Here is a 21,716-nt window from a genome sequence, read left to right as displayed (position 1 = left end):
GTAGAAACAGCCAGGTGCATATTCTCCAAATTGGAGAACATACACCTGGCTATTTTTTCACCTAAAAATCAACAAATTGCAGCCTGCGGCCATCAAACCTGATATAACCATCAAAAAAACTGCTGACCATATCGCCTGACTGCTGAATATACCACTGTTTTCCAGATAAAATTCGTACGGATTTTCTGGGTTGATATAAAGATATACCACATCGCCTTTACTTATATTCAGTCCATATACATATGTCTGCTCATACACTTTATACTGCTTATCCCTGTATGTAAATTCAAATACTCCCGCCTCCGGATATCTTCTGCCGGCTCTCATATCCTGTCTCATATCTGCACGTACATCATGGCATACAGCTTTCACAGTAAATGAACATCTTCGCTCAAGCGCTTTTCTCTTACATATCACAGAGAGCAGTGTTATTGCACTGACCACAAAGAATGCACAGGCAAATATCTCTGCATAAAATGCTCCAACATTGCAATTTTCTCTCCCCAATATCCGTTCCGGGAGCAATACTATCTTATCCGCAAAAGAGCCATCTTTCACAGCACACGCCGCCCATATCAGCGCCGATGCAGCACCGGCAAACACAGATATGAACACTATACCGATGATGCTCCCCCGCTTTCGCTTCTTAATCATCGGAATAAGAGTCTTTAGAATTATGACAAGAACTATCCCGGCAAAAAACTGCCCCACAACAAGCATAACAGCATCCGTTCCGATCTCACTTGCAACAAATCCGGCTATAATACTGGCAACAAACCATATGCCAAATATTACGCCTCCAATTTTCTCAGGCATAGAAACATTTTTTTCTTCTAAATTGTTATTTCCCATATACCCCACCTCTCAGCAAATATCCCGCAGCGATCCTACTGCTCCCTGAACTTTATCTCGCCCGTAGCAGCGTCCATGCTGTCCACTATCGCAAGCGACTCAAGATGATATCCGAGATTCCTGATGACCTGACCACCTGTCTGGAAGCCCTTCTCAACTGCGATTCCGATTCCCTCTACGCTGGCGCCTGCTGACTTCACTATGGAGATGAGTCCCTGAAGCGCACATCCATTTGCAAGGAAATCATCTATGATAAGAATCTTGTCCTCAGGATTGATGAACTTCTTGGACACGATGACCTGATTCTTGCACTTGTGTGTAAATGACTCTACCTCTGCCACATACACATCGCCCTCTATGTTGATGCTCTTTGACTTCTTCGCAAATACAACAGGCACATCAAAATGTCTGGCAACAACACAGGCAATGCCTATTCCAGATGCCTCTATAGTAAGGATCTTGTTGATCTCTGTTCCCTCAAATCTCTTCTTGAACTCCTCACCGATCTGATCAAACAGACGTATATCCATCTGGTGGTTCAGGAAACTATCCACCTTGAGAACATTGCCCTCCTTAACTATTCCGTCCTTCGTTATTCTCTCTTCCAAAAAATTCACGTCGCAATTCCTCCTTGAATACCTGTCAAATACGAATCCGTCCGTACCCGCTCATTCTCTGAGTTTCAAACGCCATCTTCACCAACACTTTTATGCCATACAGAAATTATCCTCTTCTTAATCTGACGTTACTGATTCGTATGTAATCATAATTATAGACATAATACAACAACAATCTAAGTTTTTCCACCCTAATTATATACATTCATATACAACTTTTACATGCGGTGTATTCAAGTAAATCACCACCGAACACAAATCTCACAATCACTAGATAAGTCCCCTGTTAGATGCCTCCCTGACCGCCCCGGCCTTATCAGTCACCCCGAGTTTCCTGTACACCTGGTTCAGATGATACTTTACATTCGCCTCCGACATGTTGAGTCTGTCCGCTATCTTCTGTCTGGACAGCCCCTCTGCCTGCAGTTTAAGTATGGCTGTAGCAGTCTCACTGAGTTGAACATCATCCACTCCCGCTTTCATATATCCAGGGTAGTATCTCGTCATACTCTCAGTCTCCTTCTGCAGTTGTCTGAAATATGCCCTTCTTGCGGCTATCTCCTTATCGTCAGCACCATCTTTCTCGACTTTCCATCCACATGTATTTATAAGAGTATTCACCGCCGCACCTTCTCTGGATATAATCCTTGTGAAGCTATATTCCATCGCAGTATCAATAGCATGGCACATCGCCTTTTTCCAGTCATCATTTTTTAATCGCTGCAAAGCTACAGCCATCAGCACACTACATTCTATCCCTATATACGTACGGGACATCATCTCAGCATAATATCTCAGCTTTGTCAGCAGCGAATATGCCTGTTCATTCCGTCCGCTTTGAAGGTATACTCTCACTTTGGTTAGATAGATAAACCTGTCATATATCCTGAATTCAACATTTTCATCCGGAGCATTTTCCATCCAACCTGTAACACAGGCTCTATCTCCTCTGTACAGGCTGCATCTGGTCTCAAATGCATATATATTGGGAAGGAGATTTTGTCCTTCCTCTTTTTCAGCCTTTCCCTCTATTCCATTCAAAACCTCAAGAGCCTCCTGTGGCTTTCCGTTCTGCAAATGCAGCCACGCCAATATACCATCAGCAACAAAGCACTGCTCGATTTTTCCTCCTGCTTCCGCCTGCATTCTGCCCTTTGCCGCAAGCGTTGCCACCTCGTAATTATCTCCGCTCTTTTCAAGAAAACTCTCCGCCAAAGCAAGATTTACAAGACCTTTTCCGTATTTTCCAAGTACAAACTCAACAATCCTGCCAACCTTCGACGCCAGCTCTCTGTCTCTCTTGCTCCACTCACAGAAATCTTTTCCGCCATTCATCATTGATGGCAGATTGGATGTAACCGACCATTCCTGTATTCTTACTTCTTTATTAAAAACCATGGTGTATGCTGACTTCAAAAGCTTTAATACATCAACACTCCCCCTGTGCGGCAGACCAATATCCAGATACAGCAAAAGTCCCTTTGCATTTTTCCTGGCACTTCCTTGGTTTTCATCTGCATATAATTTTAGTCTGTCGTACCATCTTTCACTCTCATCAGGATTTAGAAGGAGTGACTGCAGCATGCTCATACCACACATAAGCTCAGGACTTTTCTCGATGACATGATCCGGAAGTTCCAGGTAATATTTTTTCAGATCATAGTAATAACCACTGTTCGCCGCATGTCTGGCATTATCGACAAGTATTGAAACTATTCGCTCTGTAACTCCTGCATTTTCATACATCTCTAGAGCTTTCCTTATATCTCCGTTAAGTCTGTAAAACAGTCCGGCATTCTCATACAGGCCTCTTATACGCTCTTTCTCGTACTTCCGCTTAAGACGTCTGCGCATAGAGACCCTCATGTGAAACTGCAGTTGATATTGTGTATTGCCATCCTTATCCATCCGGCTGGTCATAAAGTTTCCAAGCCACTTTGCCCTCTCGATCAAAAGCTCACTGTCACTTCTTCCGGTTATCATCTCAGCCTGTTTTGTTGTAAACTCATCCACCACGGATATTTCCATGAGAAATTCCTGCATTTCCACATCCCAGTTATCATACACATGATACTCAAGGTAATTACACATCTCATCCTCAACGCGTCTCGAAAAATCATTATACATATCATCTGTTATCTCGCTTGTATATGCCATTTCCATGTATTTGATGTGGCACATCTCCACAGCCAGCGGAAGTCCTGTAGTCTCATAGTACATTCTCTGCACTTGTGCCTCATTGATGCTAAATCCAGCGTATTCAGCATACTTCTTTATATCCTCCAGACTGAACATAAGCAGCTTGCTGTCCACCACATAAAATCCTTCTTGAAATCTTACAGCAGAAAGCCATGGGGGAACCGGACACCGGCCAACGAGTATAACCCATACGTCTTCTCTTCTAATGAGTTCTATGATCTGCTCCCTCACTGTGTCCACATCCCCCCATGAGAGCTCGTGCAGATTATCTATGACAATTATTTTTCTTGCGTTGCTGCTTTCTACCACAAGGTCATCCGGTCTGATACCGCCGGCATCCACCACCATGTACTTACGTGTTCCAAGATATCTGCTGACAAGAGTCGTCTTTCCCGAACCACTGACCCCGAATATATATGCAGTTACATTCCCTTCATCCGCTGTCTTCAGAAGCCTCCAGGCTTTTTTCGGTTTTATAAAACAGCCTTTATTACCCGAAGCCGTATTCCCCATATGTACAAATCTCCTTTTCTCACTTTTTAATCCCGGTATAGATAATCAACACCCTGTATATATCAGCAAAGGTGCCTGCATCCAGCCCCAACGGGCCGGATATCAAGCACCTCATGCAGCTACTATTTTTATTTTACTATAATCTGCACAGCCTGTGTAGTGCCATTTACAGCAATTACATAGACCGTACACTTTCCTGCGGCCTTTGCCTTTATTCTTCCTTTGGCATCAACTGTAGCAACATTTTTATTTGTACATGCATACAAATACCTTGCACCATGTGTGCCATCAAGCACCTTCTTGCTGGCATCTGCCTTGGTATATCCAGGTTTAAGCTTAATCGTCTGCTTAACTCCCAACACGTAGCTCTTCTGTGGAAGCAGAACCTTCTTGATGTTGGTATATTTGCTGCTATTGGTAACTATATGAAGCATGACACTATTGTCTATATACTTCTTCTTACCATTTACCAGCTTATATGCCTTTACTCTCAGCTTGATCGTATCAAACTTAGCAAGTGATTTGCCATTAATTCTGGATATTGTAACTCGGGTTGCCGATGCGCCCTTTACCGATTTAACAAGACTTTTCGAGCCAAAGTTTACATAGCACTTCTGTGCATATATATCATATCCGTCAGCCTTGTTAACCTTACCCCACACAACTGTCACTTTGTTTCCAGATACTACTGCATGGATATTCTTATTGATACCAGCTGTATTTTGTGCCGGTATTTTTGCTACAAACCTGGCATTGATTTTCATATTCTTATTTGCAGCAACCTTTACCGAAGTTTTTGTACTCTTGAAGCTTCCTGTCCAGCTTCCAAGTTTACAGTTATTTGCCGCCTTTGCTGTGCAGATAAGAACCGTTCCCTCGATCACTGATGCACCATTCTTAACTGTTTTGCCTTCCGCAGTCTTGATTGTGATCGATCCGTTTTCAGTCTTTCCAATAGCTACCTTCACATACCTGAACTTGAATGCCGCTCTTATATTCATGTTCTTTGTCACCGTAAGTTTCACTGTAGTACCAGTCTTGCCTTTGGCATCTCCGCCCCAGGCTGACAGATCACAATGCTTTGCAGGAATTGCCTTGCAGATGATATCTGTGCCTTCCTGAACCAGCTGTCCGTTAGATATCTTCTTACCGTCAGCTGTTGTGACAGTTACCGTACCATTCTTCACTGTGGCAATACTTACCTTCGCATATCTTGCCTTGAAGGCTGCTCCCACTGTGATACTTTCGTCAAGGGCTTTTTCAAATGTGCTCTCAGCCTGATCTGCCGCATCCTCTGTCCATGCGTCAAAGTCATAGTACATATCCGGTGTTGCTGTGTATGTAAGAACAGTTTTCTCGTCAATCATTTCACCATTCTCCACCTCTGTGCCATCTGGCTTTGTCACCTTTATGTTTCCATGCTCTGTATCTGCTATTGTTACAGAGTAAAGCTTAACTGCATCAACTTTAAACTCCATATTCTTTGTGACGTTTACATCACTTACAAGATATGCTCCTGTCTCAGTTCCATCCTCTGCAAGCACTGGCTGGACTGACATGATATTCTCTGACTCCTCTGAATTTTCAGCGTTCTCTGGTTCATCAATGATTATATCTCTAATTCTCCAGCCCTCAGCAGGTGTAATAACAACACTCGCATCTCCGTTCTCTCTTACCATATTATCAAGAACTACGCCATTGTCATTCTTGAATACCACATTGTCTGGTATCTTTGTAAGGTCTGTTATAGTGTAAGCTGTCTCCGGTGTGCTTTCACCACCTGCAGTCTCTATCAGATTATTATCTCTGTCATAATTTCCCTCTACAGGAATGGCATATCCAACTCTGTCAACAAGCTCTGCACTTACCTCTATGCTGTTTGTAACATCATTTAAAAGTATCTCGTTGGTAAATCCAAAGTCAGTGCCAGACTCTTCCTTGACAACCTTTCCGCCTCTGATGTACTTAACTGTCCATGCCTGGATCATATAATCATCAGAAGGTGTTATGGCAAATCTTACATCCTTGCCAGAACCTATTCTCACTAAGTTATTCTCAGCATTTATTGACTTAAGTCCGCTTATATCTCCATCCTCGCCGACATAACCTGTACTGATGTCTATATTGTCATATTTCTTAACTTCATCCTCATTCTTGAATATTACATTTACAAGAAGTGATGGTGCGATATATGCATATATCTCTGCATCCTTTGTTATGTCTGTCAGCTTGTATGTGAGTTCATCTGAATCAACATCTGCTCCGTCAACTGTCCAGTGCTCAACTGTGTTGTATTCATCCTTCGGTGCAACTGTTATTGTAAGATCCTTATGTCTCTTGAGCTTAACCTCTCCTGATACGATCTCAAGTTCCTCACCGTCAGAAGATGCAGTGATCTTCGCCGATCCGGTTCCTGTTGTACCTACCTTAACTGTATACTCTGGAATCTCCACAAACTTAACATATACTGCCACATCTGTGTAGATAGTCTTCACCTCATAGGTAGTCTGCTCCAGTTCAGTGCCTTCTATAGCCTGTGTACACTCAGGATCAAGATACCAGCCCTCGATCATCTGGCCATCTGCAGGAGCTGCCGTAAATACTGCATCTCCGCCGGATACCTGGCTATCGCCACTTGTGATCTCAGCCTTCTCGTCCAGTCCATATACCGCTGTCACAGCTCCAAGAGCAGCATCATTTGCCTCAAAGGTTATAACTGACTTGAGTTCCTGCTTAGCAAAGTGAGCAACAACATCTATGTCAGATGCCACCTTGTCAACCACAAATACGTTGCTGCCAAGCTCCTCTGCTGTGTAATCCTTTGTTCCCTCTGCTGTCTTTACTGTAAATCCTGTACATTCCATGTACTGGTCGGCATCAGCTGTGAACTTAAGCTCTCTGTCTCCTCTGATCTGTGCAGAATTACCTTCAAGCACTTCATCTGCTGTCATGTTCTCTGCCTTTATCTGTCCACCCTCATCTGATGACCATGTTATCTTATACACAGGTCTGTCAAACACAGCCCTCACATCAACTCTCGTATCCTTTGGCACTTTGTATGCAAATATCTTCTCTGCCACGCCCTGACTGATTCCATTTACAAGCCAGTCTGCAACTTCGTATCCTTCTGCAGCCGCCGCTGTGAATTCCACATATGAAGCAGCACCTATCATATCTCCTGATTCGAGCACCAGCTTTGTAGATGTGATCATGGCGCTCACCTCACCTGTTCCCTCTGTCTCAGGACCAAATGTGAGTACATCACCAACCAGCTCAAGACCAGCCATAACTGTCACATCAGATGAATCTCCGTCAACCGTGATCTTAAGGGTATCATTTACTTTCTTGTCTGAATATAACTTTATATTCTCCGTCTCGCTTGTCAGCTTATGTCCATTTATGATCCATTCTTTTACATTGTATCCATCATCAGGCACAACCTTGAATGTGATGACAGAATCTCTGTATATGTCTGTGATCTGCGCAGATTTGCTCTCCGTCGCATCACTTATGGTATCTCCTATCTGTATGTATGAAGGGAGATTTTTTCTTGACACATCTGCACTTATAGAGCCGTGTGTCTTTCCTGACGCCTCTCCAGCAGAAGCCTTCTCTATCACCTTCAGAGAATACTCAGCCTTCACGGATGGTGCGATCTTTCTGTATGTGGCATTTACTGTCACATCCCCTGTAAATCCATCTGCCGGAGCACTCCACGTAAACGTGTATCTCTCTGTTCCGGACTCAGAATCCGCAGTCTCAGCCAGCTTTCCTTCTCCGCTGTCCTCCGCAAGACTGAATACATCCTCTCCTGCATAATTTACCTTTATGTCAGCTATCTCATAACTTCTCTTCACCGCAAATGAGAATTTCAGATCATCCTTACTTGCATATGCGATATATCCGCCATTTGCCAGATCAGAATCTCCTGACTTTGCAGTCATCTCTGTGTCATTTCCTGATGTCCACGACACAACCGGCTGTTTGTAGAAGTATACGACAACCTTTGTATCCTTGCCGAGATATTCTAGTTCATACCTCTGGGCGCCAGTACCTTCTGCCTCAGCATCAACCTTCTCGCCATTTACCTCCCAGTATGCTACCTCGTAGCCTTCATTTGGAGTTGCTGTAAATACTATGTCACTTCCCTGAAGCTGCTTGTCACCGGATACAAGTGCGTCTGTACTTCCTGCAGCCACAGCATCTACCACACCAGCTGCATCATCATCCGCACCATATGTCACCTTGTATCTGTTCGGCGCAGTGTACTTAACTGTATAATCGAGGTCTGAAGCTATATCATACACTGTCATCGTCCTGAGATCCGCTGATATAGTTCCAAGTTCCTGTCCATCTGCTGCTGACCATCCGTCGAGAAGTAGTCCTGACGGAACGGTAACCTGGATGGTCACATTGTCGCCTCGGCTGACTTCATATATACCATCTTCACCGCTCTCTATAGTCACTGTGCCGTCAACTCGCTGAGCCTTGACTGTGACATCCACACCTGTTGTCACTGTAGTCTTTCCATCGCTTCCAACAGTTACAGGCGAGACTGATATTTTGAAATTCTGTGCCTCTGCAAAATATGCCGTGATAAGTGTATCCTCGCTGATCTCCTCTGCATCATATGTGAGAGATGTGTTATTTGTCACTCCATCTTCCGCGAGAACGGTCTCTGGAACTCCATCTTCTCCCGTAACAGTCCAATGATCCAGAACATATCCTGCTGCCGGAACCGCAGTGAGTCTTACCTTCTGTTCTATATGAATGTTTGCACCTGAACCAAACGATTTTCCAATTGTTCCATCCGTCACATAGTTTGCTTTGAGTGTTCCGTGAGCCTCATTGTCCGGCTTGTATGTCAGCTTGTGATATACAGGCTCAAAGTTTACTGCTACATTCATGTTTGCTTTCAGCTTAGCCATCTGGATCTGGTCATTGCTGCACGCCTTGCCACCGGATGTTCCACACTGTGGATCCGTAACTGTCTTTCCATTTAGTGACCAGCTCTTAACCTTATATCCCTTATGAGGAGTAGCAGCTAAAGTGATCGTTGAGTTCTCAGGGAGTCTTGTTCCACTGTCAACTGTGAGTCCGTCACTGTTTTCATTTCCAGGCTGCTGGTACTTGATTGAAACTGTACCATGTGTATTTGCCGGTCTGGCAGTAACGGTGTACACGTTTCCTGTCAGTGTGTATGATGCTTTAACCAGGTTTATTATATAGTTTTTCTCAAGTTCATTCATAACCTGTGAATGCTGATCGCCCACCTTGACGTATGCAACATCTATATCATATATACCCGGCAGCAGCCCACTTACTCCAACTGATCCGAGCTCGTAATCCCTGTCTCTCTGAGGCATTATGTCAGTATCCCATGCCTTGAGACCTGTTATCACCGCATCCTCGCACTCTCTTACAGAATCATTTACACTTTTCTCTGTATCCTGGGCAGCTATCTCAAGCTGTGCCATTCCAACATTTATATTCTTCTGGGTCTTGTCTCCGCCATTTGATGCCGTTATCTGGAACATTCCAATAGACTTCGGTATAAACACGCCGTTTGCAAGTTCGTATTTGTCTGTGTCCTCAAATTCTCCTGTCTTATTATTCTTTATTTTGACAGTGTATTCTGAATCGTCCGTGATATCCTGAAGCTTTCCTGTATTGTCGTATGACACTCTCTCCAGAGACATCTTCACTGAATCTCCATATCTTACATTATCCTGCATGGTCAGATTCATGTTCGTCTTTCCCTCAAATGAGGTATATATAGCCATCGAGTCAGATATACTGTCGTTGTACTGTTTGTTTCCTGCAAAGTATACATATACGTTGTATATTCCCTGTCCGGATGGCTCCCACTGTGCAGTATAGCAGCCATTTGCTCTGTCATACTTACCAGCTATGCGCTTGCTCTCAGGTCCTGTGATGACAAATTCCACATCTCCCTGTACATCCTCACCTGACAGTGATTTCGGCTGACAGCTGAGTGTGATCTTGTCTCCTGTATATGTGACCTCTGCCCCTGTGGTCTCAGATCTCACCGTCTTGGTCTGATATACCGATTTGAGATCAGTTTGGACCACCTTGACAGTATCTGACACATTAAGAGTCTTCTTTGAAGTCATAGTAAAACTTCCGCTTTCACTACCTGCCACATAATAGTACACCGTACTGTCTTCACTTCCCGATGTGTTTCCGAGAAGATAGAAGTTCTTACTGCCATCCTCTGATACCCATTTTGCGAGTATCCTGTCATATGTAACATCATCAGATGCATATGACACCTTTTCACCTGCATAGTCAGCTGCATTTACGCTGATCAGCTTGTAAGTATTGCCATCAATATCTGCGATGAAATCTGATTCACTCACACCATATGCCGTGCCGCCCACATCAGATGCTTTAAATGTCTGTGATTCATCCACGTAACCATCGCTGTCCTTTTTGACGCTTACGCTGCATGGATAGTAATTCTCGTCACTATCTTTCCACATATAGTTTGTTCCGTCGCTGACAAGAATATATTCCCCGACTCCGGATGTGACTGTTATAAGATTTCTCTCCTTAGTCACGTTCTCCACCTTTGTAGTCTCTGAGCCCGATGCCCTGACTACGCTGCCATCCGACAAATCTTTATTCTCGGTATCGTTGTGCGCCAGAAGCATGACCTTGCTGTCCGCCTTATTTACAGTGAGTGTCGCAGTCTTGGTGTAGAGTGTGATGTCGTTGTAATAAACTCTGCATCGATATTCGTTTCCATCCATTTCATCACTTACATCAGTAAGTCTGAGCGTAGGATTGCTGCCTCCTGTCGATACGCTTCTCCATCCATTATCTGTATTAACCTGCCAGTTGTATCCAACGCTCTGGTTTACTCCATCCCCATCATAATAAACCGCATTTGCCGCAAATTCTGCATTTCCACCCGCAAACGTATTTGTATCATCAGGGTTCTTTGTTATATGGAAATTAGAACTGTCCTGAAGTGTCGTCGCGGTTGCCGGACGGCTGAACAGACTCTTTGAACCATTTGCCTGAAGAGCCCTCACTGCAAATGTGTAAGTCCTGTTGGAATATAGTCCCTTCACTTCATAGTCAGTAACTGTATATGGCACAACTGCCTTGCTGTTGTAATTACCTCCTGCATCAACGATACAGACCTCATAGTAATCTGCATCATTGGACGGTGACCACTCAAGACTGACACTGTTTCTCGTTGTGTCGACAACAGAAAGTCCCATCGGCATACGCGCCGGACGAACAACATTCTTAACATCATAGCCAATGACGAACACTGAATCACTGTCGCTGTTCAGCTTTGCAGTGTTCACCCGCAGCTGCCAGTCAAATGAGAACCCTGTGCAGTCTGCCGGAACATTGTCCACCGTTCCACTGTATGTAACACCATTCGAGCTTACACGGGTGTGACCAAGACCCGCATGCTGGCTTGATGTTACACCGACGATAACCTTATTACCGAGTCCTCCGCCTCCAGCACCAAGCTTTTCGTTCGCCTCAAGGAACACTTCAGTTGAATACTCATTCTCATCAGTCACAGATATCGTCTGAGTCTGATCTGCACCAGAGCTGGCATTTACAGAAGAATAATTGTTATTTCCACCTGACTGATAGGCGTACTTTAATTTACCTCCAAGAGTCTGGTATGTAGCAGGGTCTCCCGCTGTGTTATTCAGAATATTATTATATATCTCGTTGAGCCCCTTGCTCCTTCTTGCAACCTTGTCGTAATCTGCCACATCTATGATTGAAGTTGAAGGTCCGAGACATACCGGCATAACCACCGGCTCCCATTTTCTCGCAATCGGATCATATATGGAGTATTCGTAATACATATATTTCAAACAGTACAGAACAACCTGATCAGAACCTCCACCTGCGGCATTATATGTTATCTCATATTCCGTTGTCTTTGTATTTGCATATTCAAAGCTTGCTCCATACGAAAGTTCAACCTCTACCTCACCTGCTCCGATGAGCTGGATCTCCGACGACACATACGCGCCAACTGATATTGACAAGTTAGCTGATACCGTGTTCGATGAACCTTTGCTTGTTGAATATGATGTTCCACCGTTATTTACATATTCATATACTTCCTGAACATCATCAAAATACGGACTTGCCTGAAGGATTGCATAGACCTCTGGATTTGTGTATACCGGATACTCTCCCTCGTACTTTAACCGCACACTGTCATTATCAATATCCGGAAGACACAGTGAAACAAATGTTCCATACATATCCTGTCTGCTGTTCGACTGGCATACTACACCCTCCTGACTGCTGTATGGGCTGCCGCCATCCATAGAAAATGTCGCTATGTCCAGCCAGTAATAATCATCTTTATCATTGAGTTTCTTCTCTCTGTGCACTCCCACAACGCACACAAAACTCTGTCTGTAATTGTTCCCCTTGGCATCCTTATCGACACAGCCAACCCTGACATCGCCGATCCACACCTGATCTTTTTTCTTCTTGTCGTTGCCCTGATTGCGCTGGTCGGTACATATACTCATGCTTCCTATCTCCGAACCTGTTATTCCGCCATCTTCCAGTGAGAAAGCATATACCTCTGCGCCAAAAAGCACACTGTCATTTTCATTATTGCCGTTCATGCCCTTAAGGTCTGCACACGCAAGCGCCATAGGTGCATTCACAGGTCTGTAATATTCGTTACTTTTAACCTCGTGATATTTCACGATTTCTTTACTCTTAGTCCCCAGGCTTCTCGTATGATAATCTGACAACACATAATTATCCGTCAGACTATCGTAGTATACGTATCTGTATGCAGCCTGCGTGGCTTCATATTCCCTCTGCACATATTGAGAATTGCTCGAATAATATCCACCAACTATAAGTCCTGTGACCATGGCTCCTGATCCAGGATACTTAAACCGGCCAAATGCACAATTTGCAGCATACATTCCATAGTTCTGTTTTCTGCCATCTGTGTCTCCAAGTGACACTTCATTCAGACCTTCTATAGGGACAAGTCCGCCGTCTTTATATGTATAGACGGTCATATGACCTGCCTTTGCCATGTTGTAATTCAGAACTGATCCAGATACGGCAACCGCGGCCTCATCCCGGCCATCCTGCTCCAGATCACCGCCGGCCAGAGTTACCACAGGAGCTCTTCCTATTCCATAATCACACCACGATCCACCCGTTCCACTTTCATAATTAGATGCAAGCCCGCCCGGTATGCTTATATTATTTCCCTTTGTGAACCTGCCGTTTCCCTTGCCATAATATACATCGACTATGGCATAGCGTATGTTCTGATCGTTTATATTTCTATCCTCGTAAGTTCCACAGTATACGAGAAGATCTTCAAAGCCATCTCCATTCAGATCGGCCTTTTCGATCTCAAACATCGCATCCAGCTCCTGCTGGTATCTTCTGATAAAATACAAAAGTCCATCGCCATATGTAGAATTCTTGTTTAAAGTAGGGGTAAGCGTAGCAATTGAAGATCTTGTACCATCAGCTGCTATCTTGAAAATACTCACATCTATCTTTCCGCGGTACTCCTTGCCGTCTATGACAGTTTTAATACTTTTCCATCCAGCTGGACTGAATACTTTATCTCCATGTACTCTTAGCTCCGCAACGTAGTTGGTTTTTCCGTCGCCTCCATCAAATGCAACGCTTGTCGCATACAGGCCGTTAAAACCATTACTGTCCTTTTTTAGAACATTTCCCATGTTGCTACTTATGTTACTGTCTCCCGATCCGCCGTGTTCCACTTTCACATTATCTTTGCCAAGATCATAGAAACCATACGCTCCGTACAGATTGCCAAGGCTGCTGTTTACCTTTGTAGTCCTGTCCTTGAAATCTCCAATCCTGTCAAATCCGTCTCGCACAGTGTACTTGTTTCTGTAATTGCCGTTTGCCGCAACGTATACCTCATTCACCTCTGCAAATGTAGATATATTATCCTTGTCATACGGCACCGCAGCTTTGCTTTTGTCTATATCGGTGCTGAGGCCCAGAGCTTTGTATGTACTTTCGTCAATCTCCGTCTCGACCACCGTCTTGCCTGTTTTCTTCGAGCTGTCCGCCGCGTATGCTTTTTGTCCGGGAATAAATCCGGACAGCATAGATAGCACCATACTGGCCGTCAGCGCCCAGCTTATCGCCCTCTTTCTCATAATTTCTTCCTCCCTTTCACTAAAAAAACCAGCCATGAACACCAGCCGTTTTAAGCTGCCACATTCTGGTATCAATAATATATTTACAATTATAATTGCTGTGTTTTTCCATGTACACTAACCAAAAGGCTAGTAACAGGAGGTAAAAACAACTTTTTTGCAAAAAAATCCACAGAACGTACCGTCTATACTGTACGCCCTGTGGATCGTAATAAACATCTAAACTATTCTGTTACATGCCATATATGAAAGGATCATTCCACCGACTTAAGCGATTCCGCCATATTTATCTTATCAAGCTTGACTGACATGACTCTGTTGACAAGGAAATTAAACACAAATGTCAGAACGATACTGTACACATAGCTCATCGGCGCTATATATGTATCAAATGCGACCATATCCACCTTGATCTGTCCTATGACAAATGCATGCAAAAACACTCCAAGCACAAGTCCCACAGCGATTCCAAATGTCGTCAGGACTCTGTTCTCCCTGAATACATAAGCTGAAGTCTCGTTTTTGAAAAATCCCAGAACCTTTATGGTTGCTATCTCCCTGATTCGCTCTGTGATATTGATATTTGTCAGGTTGTAGAGAACGATAAATGCAAGCGCACCAGCCGAGAGTATGACTACAATTACTATATAATTCAGACTCTCCATCATCTTAGATATCCTGTTCTTCATATCCTTGTTGATAGTCACTGACGCTGTTGCTGCATCACCCATAAGATCAGCAGATATCTCGTGCGAATCTGCGCCTTCCTCAAGATTGAAGTACACCGATTTGTACTGAGGTGCTTCCCCCATCTGATCCTCATATGTTTCAGGTGATATATACACATAGTTGTATACATGATTCCTGAATATGCCTGATACGGAAACTCTTATCTCTTTCATCTCGCTGTCTCTGACCGTTATTACATCGCCCGTTTTGATGTCGTACTGTTCTGCCAGCGCAGTATTGATCACAGCTTCCCCTTTGCCCGGATATTCTATCTCCGCACCATCTTTATCCGCCAACTTCATATACCTGTCAACGTGCTCAGGTTCTTCCATGATGACCATGTTCACGGACTTTACGCCACCATCATGAACCAGATCCCAGGTAGATTCACTGACGAGATCATAGCAGGAGGTATCCTCCTCCAGCCGGTCTTTCAGACTACTGAAGCGCTCATCTTCTCTATCACCCGCAATCGGTGTATTCAGCGTTATCACTCCATCTCCGACCTGTATCTCCCCATATTGATTGTCCGCAAATCCGCTTATGGAATCATTTATTCCAAAGCCTGTGAGCAGCAGCGCAGTACAGCCGCTTATTCCTATTATCATCATAAAAAAACGCTTTTTATATCTGAATACATTTCTGACACTTACCTTTCTCAGAAATTTCAGTCTCTTCCATATAAATGGGATATGCTCAAGGAACACCCTCTTGCCCGGCTTCGGAGCCTTAGGCCTCATAAGACTTGCCGCAGTCTCAGAAAGCTCGTATCTACAGGAAAACCAAGTTGTACCTACAGTGCACAAAAGGGATGCTGCCAGCACGCCAATAACCAGCGTCCAGTCTGTGGTTCTCTCAAGCGGCACATGTATATACATCATATGATATGCATACCAGATAACCTCCGGAAATACATATGTACCTATAAGATATCCACCTGCACATCCTACTACAGCTGCAGTTCCCGAATAGATCATATATTTTCCCATGATAGCCGCCTTGCCATAGCCGAGAGCCTTCAACATGCCTATCATAGAGCGCTGTTCCTCAACCATTCTGTTCATGGTAGTCATACACACGAGCACGGCAACCAATATGAAGAATACCGGAAATACCTTTGCAACTCCATTCACTATGTCTGAATCGCTCTCAAAGCAGACATATCCGATATTCGTCTCCCTGCCGAGTATGTAATAATTCACACCATCTGCATCATCCAGCGTTATGTCCTTCACCATATCCTCCGTCATACCCTTTGCCATGAGGATATCCTTATATCTGTCCAGTACACTGGTCTTACATATTGACTCCCATTCGTCCATCCTGTCGTCTATATAGTCTTCATACTCATCGGCATACATATCAAACTTTCTGTCAAATTTCACATATACATCGGTGTAGCATTCGCTGTCAAATGCTTCAGGGCTGACATATACAAAGCCCGCGATCTTACCATTTCCAAGGGTTGTGGTGCCTCTTTCAAAATTAATATAAAGAGGGGAGTTGACAGTTCCGACAACGGTGAATTTCTTCACCTTAAGGATATCCTGTGTACTGCTGTCCTCACCTTCTGCTGCATCGTCATCTGCCACCTCTATGACATCACCTATCTTTATACTGTCCATCTTGGCATCTACAACACATTCATCTTCCTTTTCCGGCATGCGTCCGTCCACAAGACTCAGTTTATTGATGTTTTCCGGAACTGACATAGTCTTCAACACCCTGTCATTTTCACCCTGGTTCTTGTATAGGACGTCCAGACTATAACCGCCCTCAGCGTACAGCACATCCTTCTCCCCGGCAAATGAATCCACGTCATCATCCGTATATCCAAGAGTTGACAGAAGATGCAGATCATAGAAATTTCCCTTGTCAAGGAAATTCGATATGGTATTCATCATGTCCGGCTTCGTCATCTTGAGACCCGAGAAGAATCCCACGCCCAGGGCTATGATCGCCATGATGGCTGCAAATCTTCCAAATGTATTTTTTATCTCACGAAATGTCGTGCGTCTCATCATTGATTTCATAGGCCACCTACCATTCCAGATCTTCAACGTTCCTGATGTTATCATTCATAACCACTTTCTCCACAGTTCCGCTCTTAACCGTGATGACTCTGTCCGCCATGGCTGTGAGTGCCTGGTTGTGCGTTATGACTATAACTGTCGTTCCCGTATTTCTGCATGTATCCTGAAGGAGCTTCAACACAGCCTTGCCTGTGTTGTAATCCAGAGCTCCGGTCGGCTCATCACAGAGCAGAAGCTTTGGATTCTTTGCAAGCGCCCTTGCTATGGCAACTCTCTGCTGCTCACCACCTGAGAGCTGTGCCGGGAAGTTCGCCATACGATCCTCAAGTCCCACCTGCTTCAGAACCGTTGCAGCATCCAGCGGTTCCTTACAGATCTGTGCCGCCAGCTCCACGTTCTCAAGTGCTGTGAGGTTCTGTACCAGATTGTAGAACTGGAACACGAATCCCACATCATACCTTCTGTATGCCGTGAGCTGTCTCTTATTCAGAGTTGATATCTCTCTGCCATCCAGCTTCACGCTGCCGCTTGTCAGAGTGTCCATACCGCCAAGTATATTCAAGATAGTAGTCTTGCCCGCACCGGAGGCTCCGACTATGACGCAGAACTCTCCCTTTTCTATCTCAAAATCCACATCGCGGAGAGCATTGATCTCCACCTCACCTGTCTTGTATACTTTCTTTACATCTCGAAATTCTACGTAGCTCATCCTGCACCATCCTTTCACTGTTCTTTCTTACAATCTCATCCAGACTCCACAGCCTTGCCTCGGTCACCCTGTCGAATTTGATCTCTATCCACTCTTCCGTTCTAGGCTTATATATTCCCGCAAAATCATCATTTTGTATTATCTCACAGTCCATCTCCAAAATAAACTTCTCTTCATCATCAGAGAGAACGACAACTGTAAAATCCAGATTTTCTTCCCCCGGCAAAATGTACCGATTTATCAAATGCCCCTCCAGAAGTCCGGGATCGTCAACAAACAAAACTATATGCCTATATCCGCCTACATTCTCGCTATTCACAAAATAATCCAGAGTACCATTTCTTTTCTGAAGCTCATTTGCCAGCATGTCTAACAAGCCCTTCACATCAGCTTCTCCTGCGGCAAAAGAGATTTCTCCATTCTTACGGTCCGCCAGATAAAGCTCATCATATCCTACCCATTCACCATCACCCGGATCACAGGCAAATGCTAGCTGAATCCTGTCATTTGTCTCATTTATCTCAAGCTGGCCTATGATATTTCTCGCTATATCAAATGCACTCTTTTTATTTCCATCACTTACTATTCCTATAACCCCGGTACGGCTGAGATCCAGCACCACCGGCAAGTCGTGGATAACTGCCGTTTTTATCTTCACCTCATTTGCAACGTCTGTGAGCTGTACCTCTCTCTCCCGCTTTCCGCCAGCCTCCTGAACCACCACATGATCAGATATATCCACACTGCCAAGCCCCAGTCTGACCATAAGATGATTGCAGGCCCTCGATCTATTCAGACATTCAGCCTGCGCCTCCGAAAAAAAGATTTGGACTACAGGATTGAATCTATCTCTCATATTATCCAAAATTTCCGTCTTATCAATCTCGATCAATCTGCACAAATGCTTTGCATAATTATTTCTCCTGATAGATTCAAGCTCCCCACGTTTCTCTTTCCCCGGTCTTGTCGAAAAATCCGCTATAGTACCCGGGATTACCCGCATCACTCCGAGGCCAATACACATAAGTATGAGCATAATGAAACCATACAGATCTATGCCGGCGAATCCTATTGGATGCCAGCGCCCTCTATAGTAATACCCTTTCATGTCAGGATTCCTGCCCTTACCATTTACTGCCATAACTATCACGATCACAGCGATCACTGCCACAATGAGAATTTCCACCAGAAGTATCTTCATATTAAGCTTGTTCTGATTTTGGGGCGTAGAGGCCTTAGGCAGTACAAGCTTGTCCGGCGGCAAAAGCTTCTCATCCAGCTTACCCGTTTTTCTGACCTTATCTGTTGTTTCCGTTCCTTCCGCATTCTCCATATTTTTCATATTCCCCATGTGTCCCAAATCTATTATCCCATCAACACTCAATATATTTTAGTTCGAAAATATATCAGTCTGTCAAGTCCGACAATGTATCCCATAAATATTTGTTATATATATTATACATCAGTAACCCCATATTCAGAAATTAAATTTATATATTGCTGTTCCCACGACAAAAAAGTCCCCCATACCTGCCTGATGCAGATACAGGGGACCTTTGTCTCATATACTATTTATGCTTTTTTGACTTTGGTGTAGCCGGTTCTTCAGCTGCTGCAGCGTTATGATTTGCTGTCGCATATACCTTCTGAACTGCTTTCTTTTTCTTCAATGGATGCTTTGGATTTTTATCCATTTTGAACACTTCCTTTCTGTTTGCCTTACATTTTATATAACAGAAATCTGCAGTGCATATGCACCACCGGTTGTGCTATCCTTTTCTTATCTTTGACTATGTTATAGTCCTCTATGCTAGCAATGTCAAGAGGTGAGTGCTAATTTTTTGAGATTTTTTTTGCAAACCCTTTAAAATCAATGGTTTGCAGTATCTTATTTCTTTTGAAATTGTGATTTTTTCTGTTTTGACACCAATTTGACACCAATTTCTCTTTTTGTGGTGTCAAGCATTTAACACCATACTATCTAGTCTTGCAATCTCATTTTCAATCCTTGTCAGCTCTCCAATATGGTTATACACTTCCATTGTTACATCTATATGAGCGTGTCCCATAATATATTGAAGAACTTTTACGTCCATACGGCACTCTGCCATTCTGGTACAAGCTGTGTGACGCATGACATGGGCTGAAAACTTTGGTAACAGCTCTGCTTTCCTATGCTCTTTTTTTGCTCTCTCTACTTCGGTTTTGTTATATGCGTCTACAATGTTGTATAAAACACTATTTACGCCATTCGGCATAAGCGGTCTGCCCGATTTTGCTGTAAAGACAAACCCCGAACACCCGTCCACCTCAATGCTCTTATCCTTTGCAAGCATAAAATTGATTTTTCTTTGTTCCTCAAAGGCTTTTGCAACTTCTTGTGTCATAGGTATAATACGAATACCCGACGACGTTTTTGGTGTTGAGATATGGAACTTGCAACCGTCGCCTAAATTCTTATAAATGAGCTGGTGGTCTACATTAACCGTTTTTGCCTTGATGTTTATATCTTTCCATGTAAGACCAATAAGCTCCCCACACCTTAACCCCGTACCAATCATTATGGTAAACATAGGATAATATGTGTTATAGACATTGCTCTGTTTTACAAACTCCATAAACTTTTCTTGTTGAGAAACTGTTAAGGCTTCTTTTTCCTCTGCTGGTTTTCCATAATCACTAATGGAACTTTTTGCAGGGTTCTTTCGGATAATATCGTCATCAACAGCCATTTCTAATGCAGGATAAAGCAGGTTGTGAATATACTTGATTGTAGAATAAGCATATCCAGCTTTGGAAAGTTTCGCATAATACGCTTTAATATGTGAGGGTAAAAGCTGAACAACTTTAATATTTCCAATCTCGTCTTTTACTCTGTTTTCCCAAGCACGAACATAACTAACTCTTGTAGTATCAGCCAGCTCACGAGTTGCCATATAACGCTCAAACAACGTGTTAAGCGTCATTTTTTTGATTGCTCCGTCTGTCAATATATTATCTTCCATATCTTTTGCAATCTGCTTCTCTTTTTCTCGAAGCTCTGGTAAATCTTGTGCATAGACTGTCAATCTCTTGCCTGTTCTTGCATCTGTATAACGATAACTGTATCTTCCATCATTACGCCAGTTTTCGCCCTCTCTTAATTTTCTTCCTTTTGGGTCTTTTCTACTAATTGCCATGAGAACCATTCCTTTCTGAAAAAGCCTCTTTTCTTGTTCTCACAGCGTGCTTTGTCCTTTCTTATTATACTACACACGCCAGAGAACATAAATAGAAAATCGCTCTATTCTTCCAAATATAACAAGTATTTCTTGACTTTTTCTATGGAATAAAGAACCCTGCGACCTATCACAATTTTTGCTCCTGCCTGCTCGCCAATCTTTCTTGCAGTAGCACGACCACAAGATAACATAGCAGACAGTCCCTCTATATCAACAGCAATCGGCTGTTCCGTTGCTCTTATCTTCGTTTTATTCATATTCCAACACCTTACCTCGCTGGAACATCACATCATTTAACACATCAGTATTTAACATAATGTAACACCCCCTTTGCTGTGTGTCTATTTATAAGTTACATAAGCAGACAGACGGCTTTGGAAAGCTCCATTAGTATCTCAACTATTCCCATTCTTGTGGGCAGAACCGCACCATGCGGACGTATCATTATTCTGTGAGGATAGGTCATGGCAAAACGACTTTTCCAACAGTCGCTCTCGGATCACTGCGTGGGTCGCTCGCTTTCTTTTGGAAAAGTCGTGGCGTACAGTCCCCGTGGCTCGCTATCTCACAAACGTATCTGTCTGCTTTATTCAGTTGTCAAAGAGCTGTGGCGAAAGCGTGTTGCTTTCATGTAAAAGCAGGGCAGAGCAGGA

10 protein-coding genes are annotated in these 21,716 nt (G+C 43.6%); all 10 read right to left on the bottom strand.

Annotated features, from left to right (window positions below; translation table 11 throughout):
* Positions 1-57: 57 nt before the first annotated feature.
* The gene (locus OCV54_RS08890; RefSeq protein ID WP_004849874.1) at positions 58-852 is read right to left on the bottom strand and encodes a hypothetical protein; all 795 of its coding nucleotides are present in this window, start codon (positions 850-852) and stop codon (positions 58-60) included.
* A gap of 35 nt (positions 853-887) precedes the next feature.
* Positions 888-1,469, bottom strand: coding sequence for a xanthine phosphoribosyltransferase (locus OCV54_RS08885; protein ID WP_004849872.1), 582 nt, complete (start codon positions 1,467-1,469; stop codon positions 888-890).
* A 270-nt stretch (positions 1,470-1,739) separates the two neighbouring features.
* Positions 1,740-4,181 (bottom strand): LuxR C-terminal-related transcriptional regulator, encoded by a 2,442-nt coding sequence (locus OCV54_RS08880; RefSeq protein WP_055223614.1) that lies wholly within the window; start codon positions 4,179-4,181, stop codon positions 1,740-1,742.
* A 128-nt stretch (positions 4,182-4,309) separates the two neighbouring features.
* Positions 4,310-14,371 (bottom strand): InlB B-repeat-containing protein, encoded by a 10,062-nt coding sequence (locus tag OCV54_RS08875; RefSeq protein WP_055223612.1) that lies wholly within the window; start codon positions 14,369-14,371, stop codon positions 4,310-4,312.
* 254 nt (positions 14,372-14,625) lie between these two features.
* Positions 14,626-17,133 (bottom strand): ABC transporter permease, encoded by a 2,508-nt coding sequence (locus tag OCV54_RS08870; protein WP_238050748.1) that lies wholly within the window; start codon positions 17,131-17,133, stop codon positions 14,626-14,628.
* 7 nt (positions 17,134-17,140) lie between these two features.
* A complete protein-coding gene (locus OCV54_RS08865; RefSeq protein WP_022058060.1) occupies positions 17,141-17,842 on the bottom strand; it encodes an ABC transporter ATP-binding protein in 702 nt (233 codons plus the stop codon).
* Positions 17,793-19,175, bottom strand: coding sequence for a hypothetical protein (locus OCV54_RS08860; RefSeq protein ID WP_055223609.1), 1,383 nt, complete (start codon positions 19,173-19,175; stop codon positions 17,793-17,795). The genes OCV54_RS08865 and OCV54_RS08860 overlap by 50 nt, the downstream gene beginning before the upstream one ends.
* Positions 19,176-19,410: 235 nt before the next feature.
* Positions 19,411-19,536 (bottom strand): hypothetical protein, encoded by a 126-nt coding sequence (locus OCV54_RS08855; RefSeq protein WP_004849860.1) that lies wholly within the window; start codon positions 19,534-19,536, stop codon positions 19,411-19,413.
* Between the two features lie 264 nt (positions 19,537-19,800).
* Positions 19,801-21,021, bottom strand: a complete 1,221-nt coding sequence (locus OCV54_RS08850) for a tyrosine-type recombinase/integrase (protein WP_055223655.1) — start codon at positions 21,019-21,021, stop codon at positions 19,801-19,803.
* Between the two features lie 104 nt (positions 21,022-21,125).
* The gene (locus OCV54_RS08845) at positions 21,126-21,320 is read right to left on the bottom strand and encodes a hypothetical protein (protein ID WP_004614488.1); all 195 of its coding nucleotides are present in this window, start codon (positions 21,318-21,320) and stop codon (positions 21,126-21,128) included.
* Between the last annotated feature and the right edge of the window lie 396 nt (positions 21,321-21,716).

This window comes from Coprococcus aceti (assembly GCF_025567285.1).
Classification (GTDB): Bacteria; Bacillota; Clostridia; order Lachnospirales; family Lachnospiraceae; genus Coprococcus; species Coprococcus aceti.
Note: the sequence above shows the minus strand (reverse complement) of the source record. Positions and strands in the feature narration are given on the sequence as shown.

Excerpts from the sequence above, each read along its gene's own strand:
- OCV54_RS08880 (WP_055223614.1), bottom strand. The coding sequence starts at position 4,181 with ATGGGGAATACGGCTTCGGGTAATAAAGGCTGTTTTATAAAACCGAAA.
- OCV54_RS08845 (WP_004614488.1), bottom strand. The coding sequence starts at position 21,320 with ATGAATAAAACGAAGATAAGAGCAACGGAACAGCCGATTGCTGTTGAT.
- OCV54_RS08890 (WP_004849874.1), bottom strand. The coding sequence starts at position 852 with ATGGGAAATAACAATTTAGAAGAAAAAAATGTTTCTATGCCTGAGAAA.
- OCV54_RS08850 (WP_055223655.1), bottom strand. The coding sequence starts at position 21,021 with ATGGCAATTAGTAGAAAAGACCCAAAAGGAAGAAAATTAAGAGAGGGC.
- OCV54_RS08875 (WP_055223612.1), bottom strand. The coding sequence starts at position 14,371 with ATGAGAAAGAGGGCGATAAGCTGGGCGCTGACGGCCAGTATGGTGCTA.
- OCV54_RS08860 (WP_055223609.1), bottom strand. The coding sequence starts at position 19,175 with ATGGAGAATGCGGAAGGAACGGAAACAACAGATAAGGTCAGAAAAACG.
- OCV54_RS08855 (WP_004849860.1), bottom strand. The coding sequence starts at position 19,536 with ATGGATAAAAATCCAAAGCATCCATTGAAGAAAAAGAAAGCAGTTCAG.
- OCV54_RS08870 (WP_238050748.1), bottom strand. The coding sequence starts at position 17,133 with ATGAAATCAATGATGAGACGCACGACATTTCGTGAGATAAAAAATACA.
- OCV54_RS08865 (WP_022058060.1), bottom strand. The coding sequence starts at position 17,842 with ATGAGCTACGTAGAATTTCGAGATGTAAAGAAAGTATACAAGACAGGT.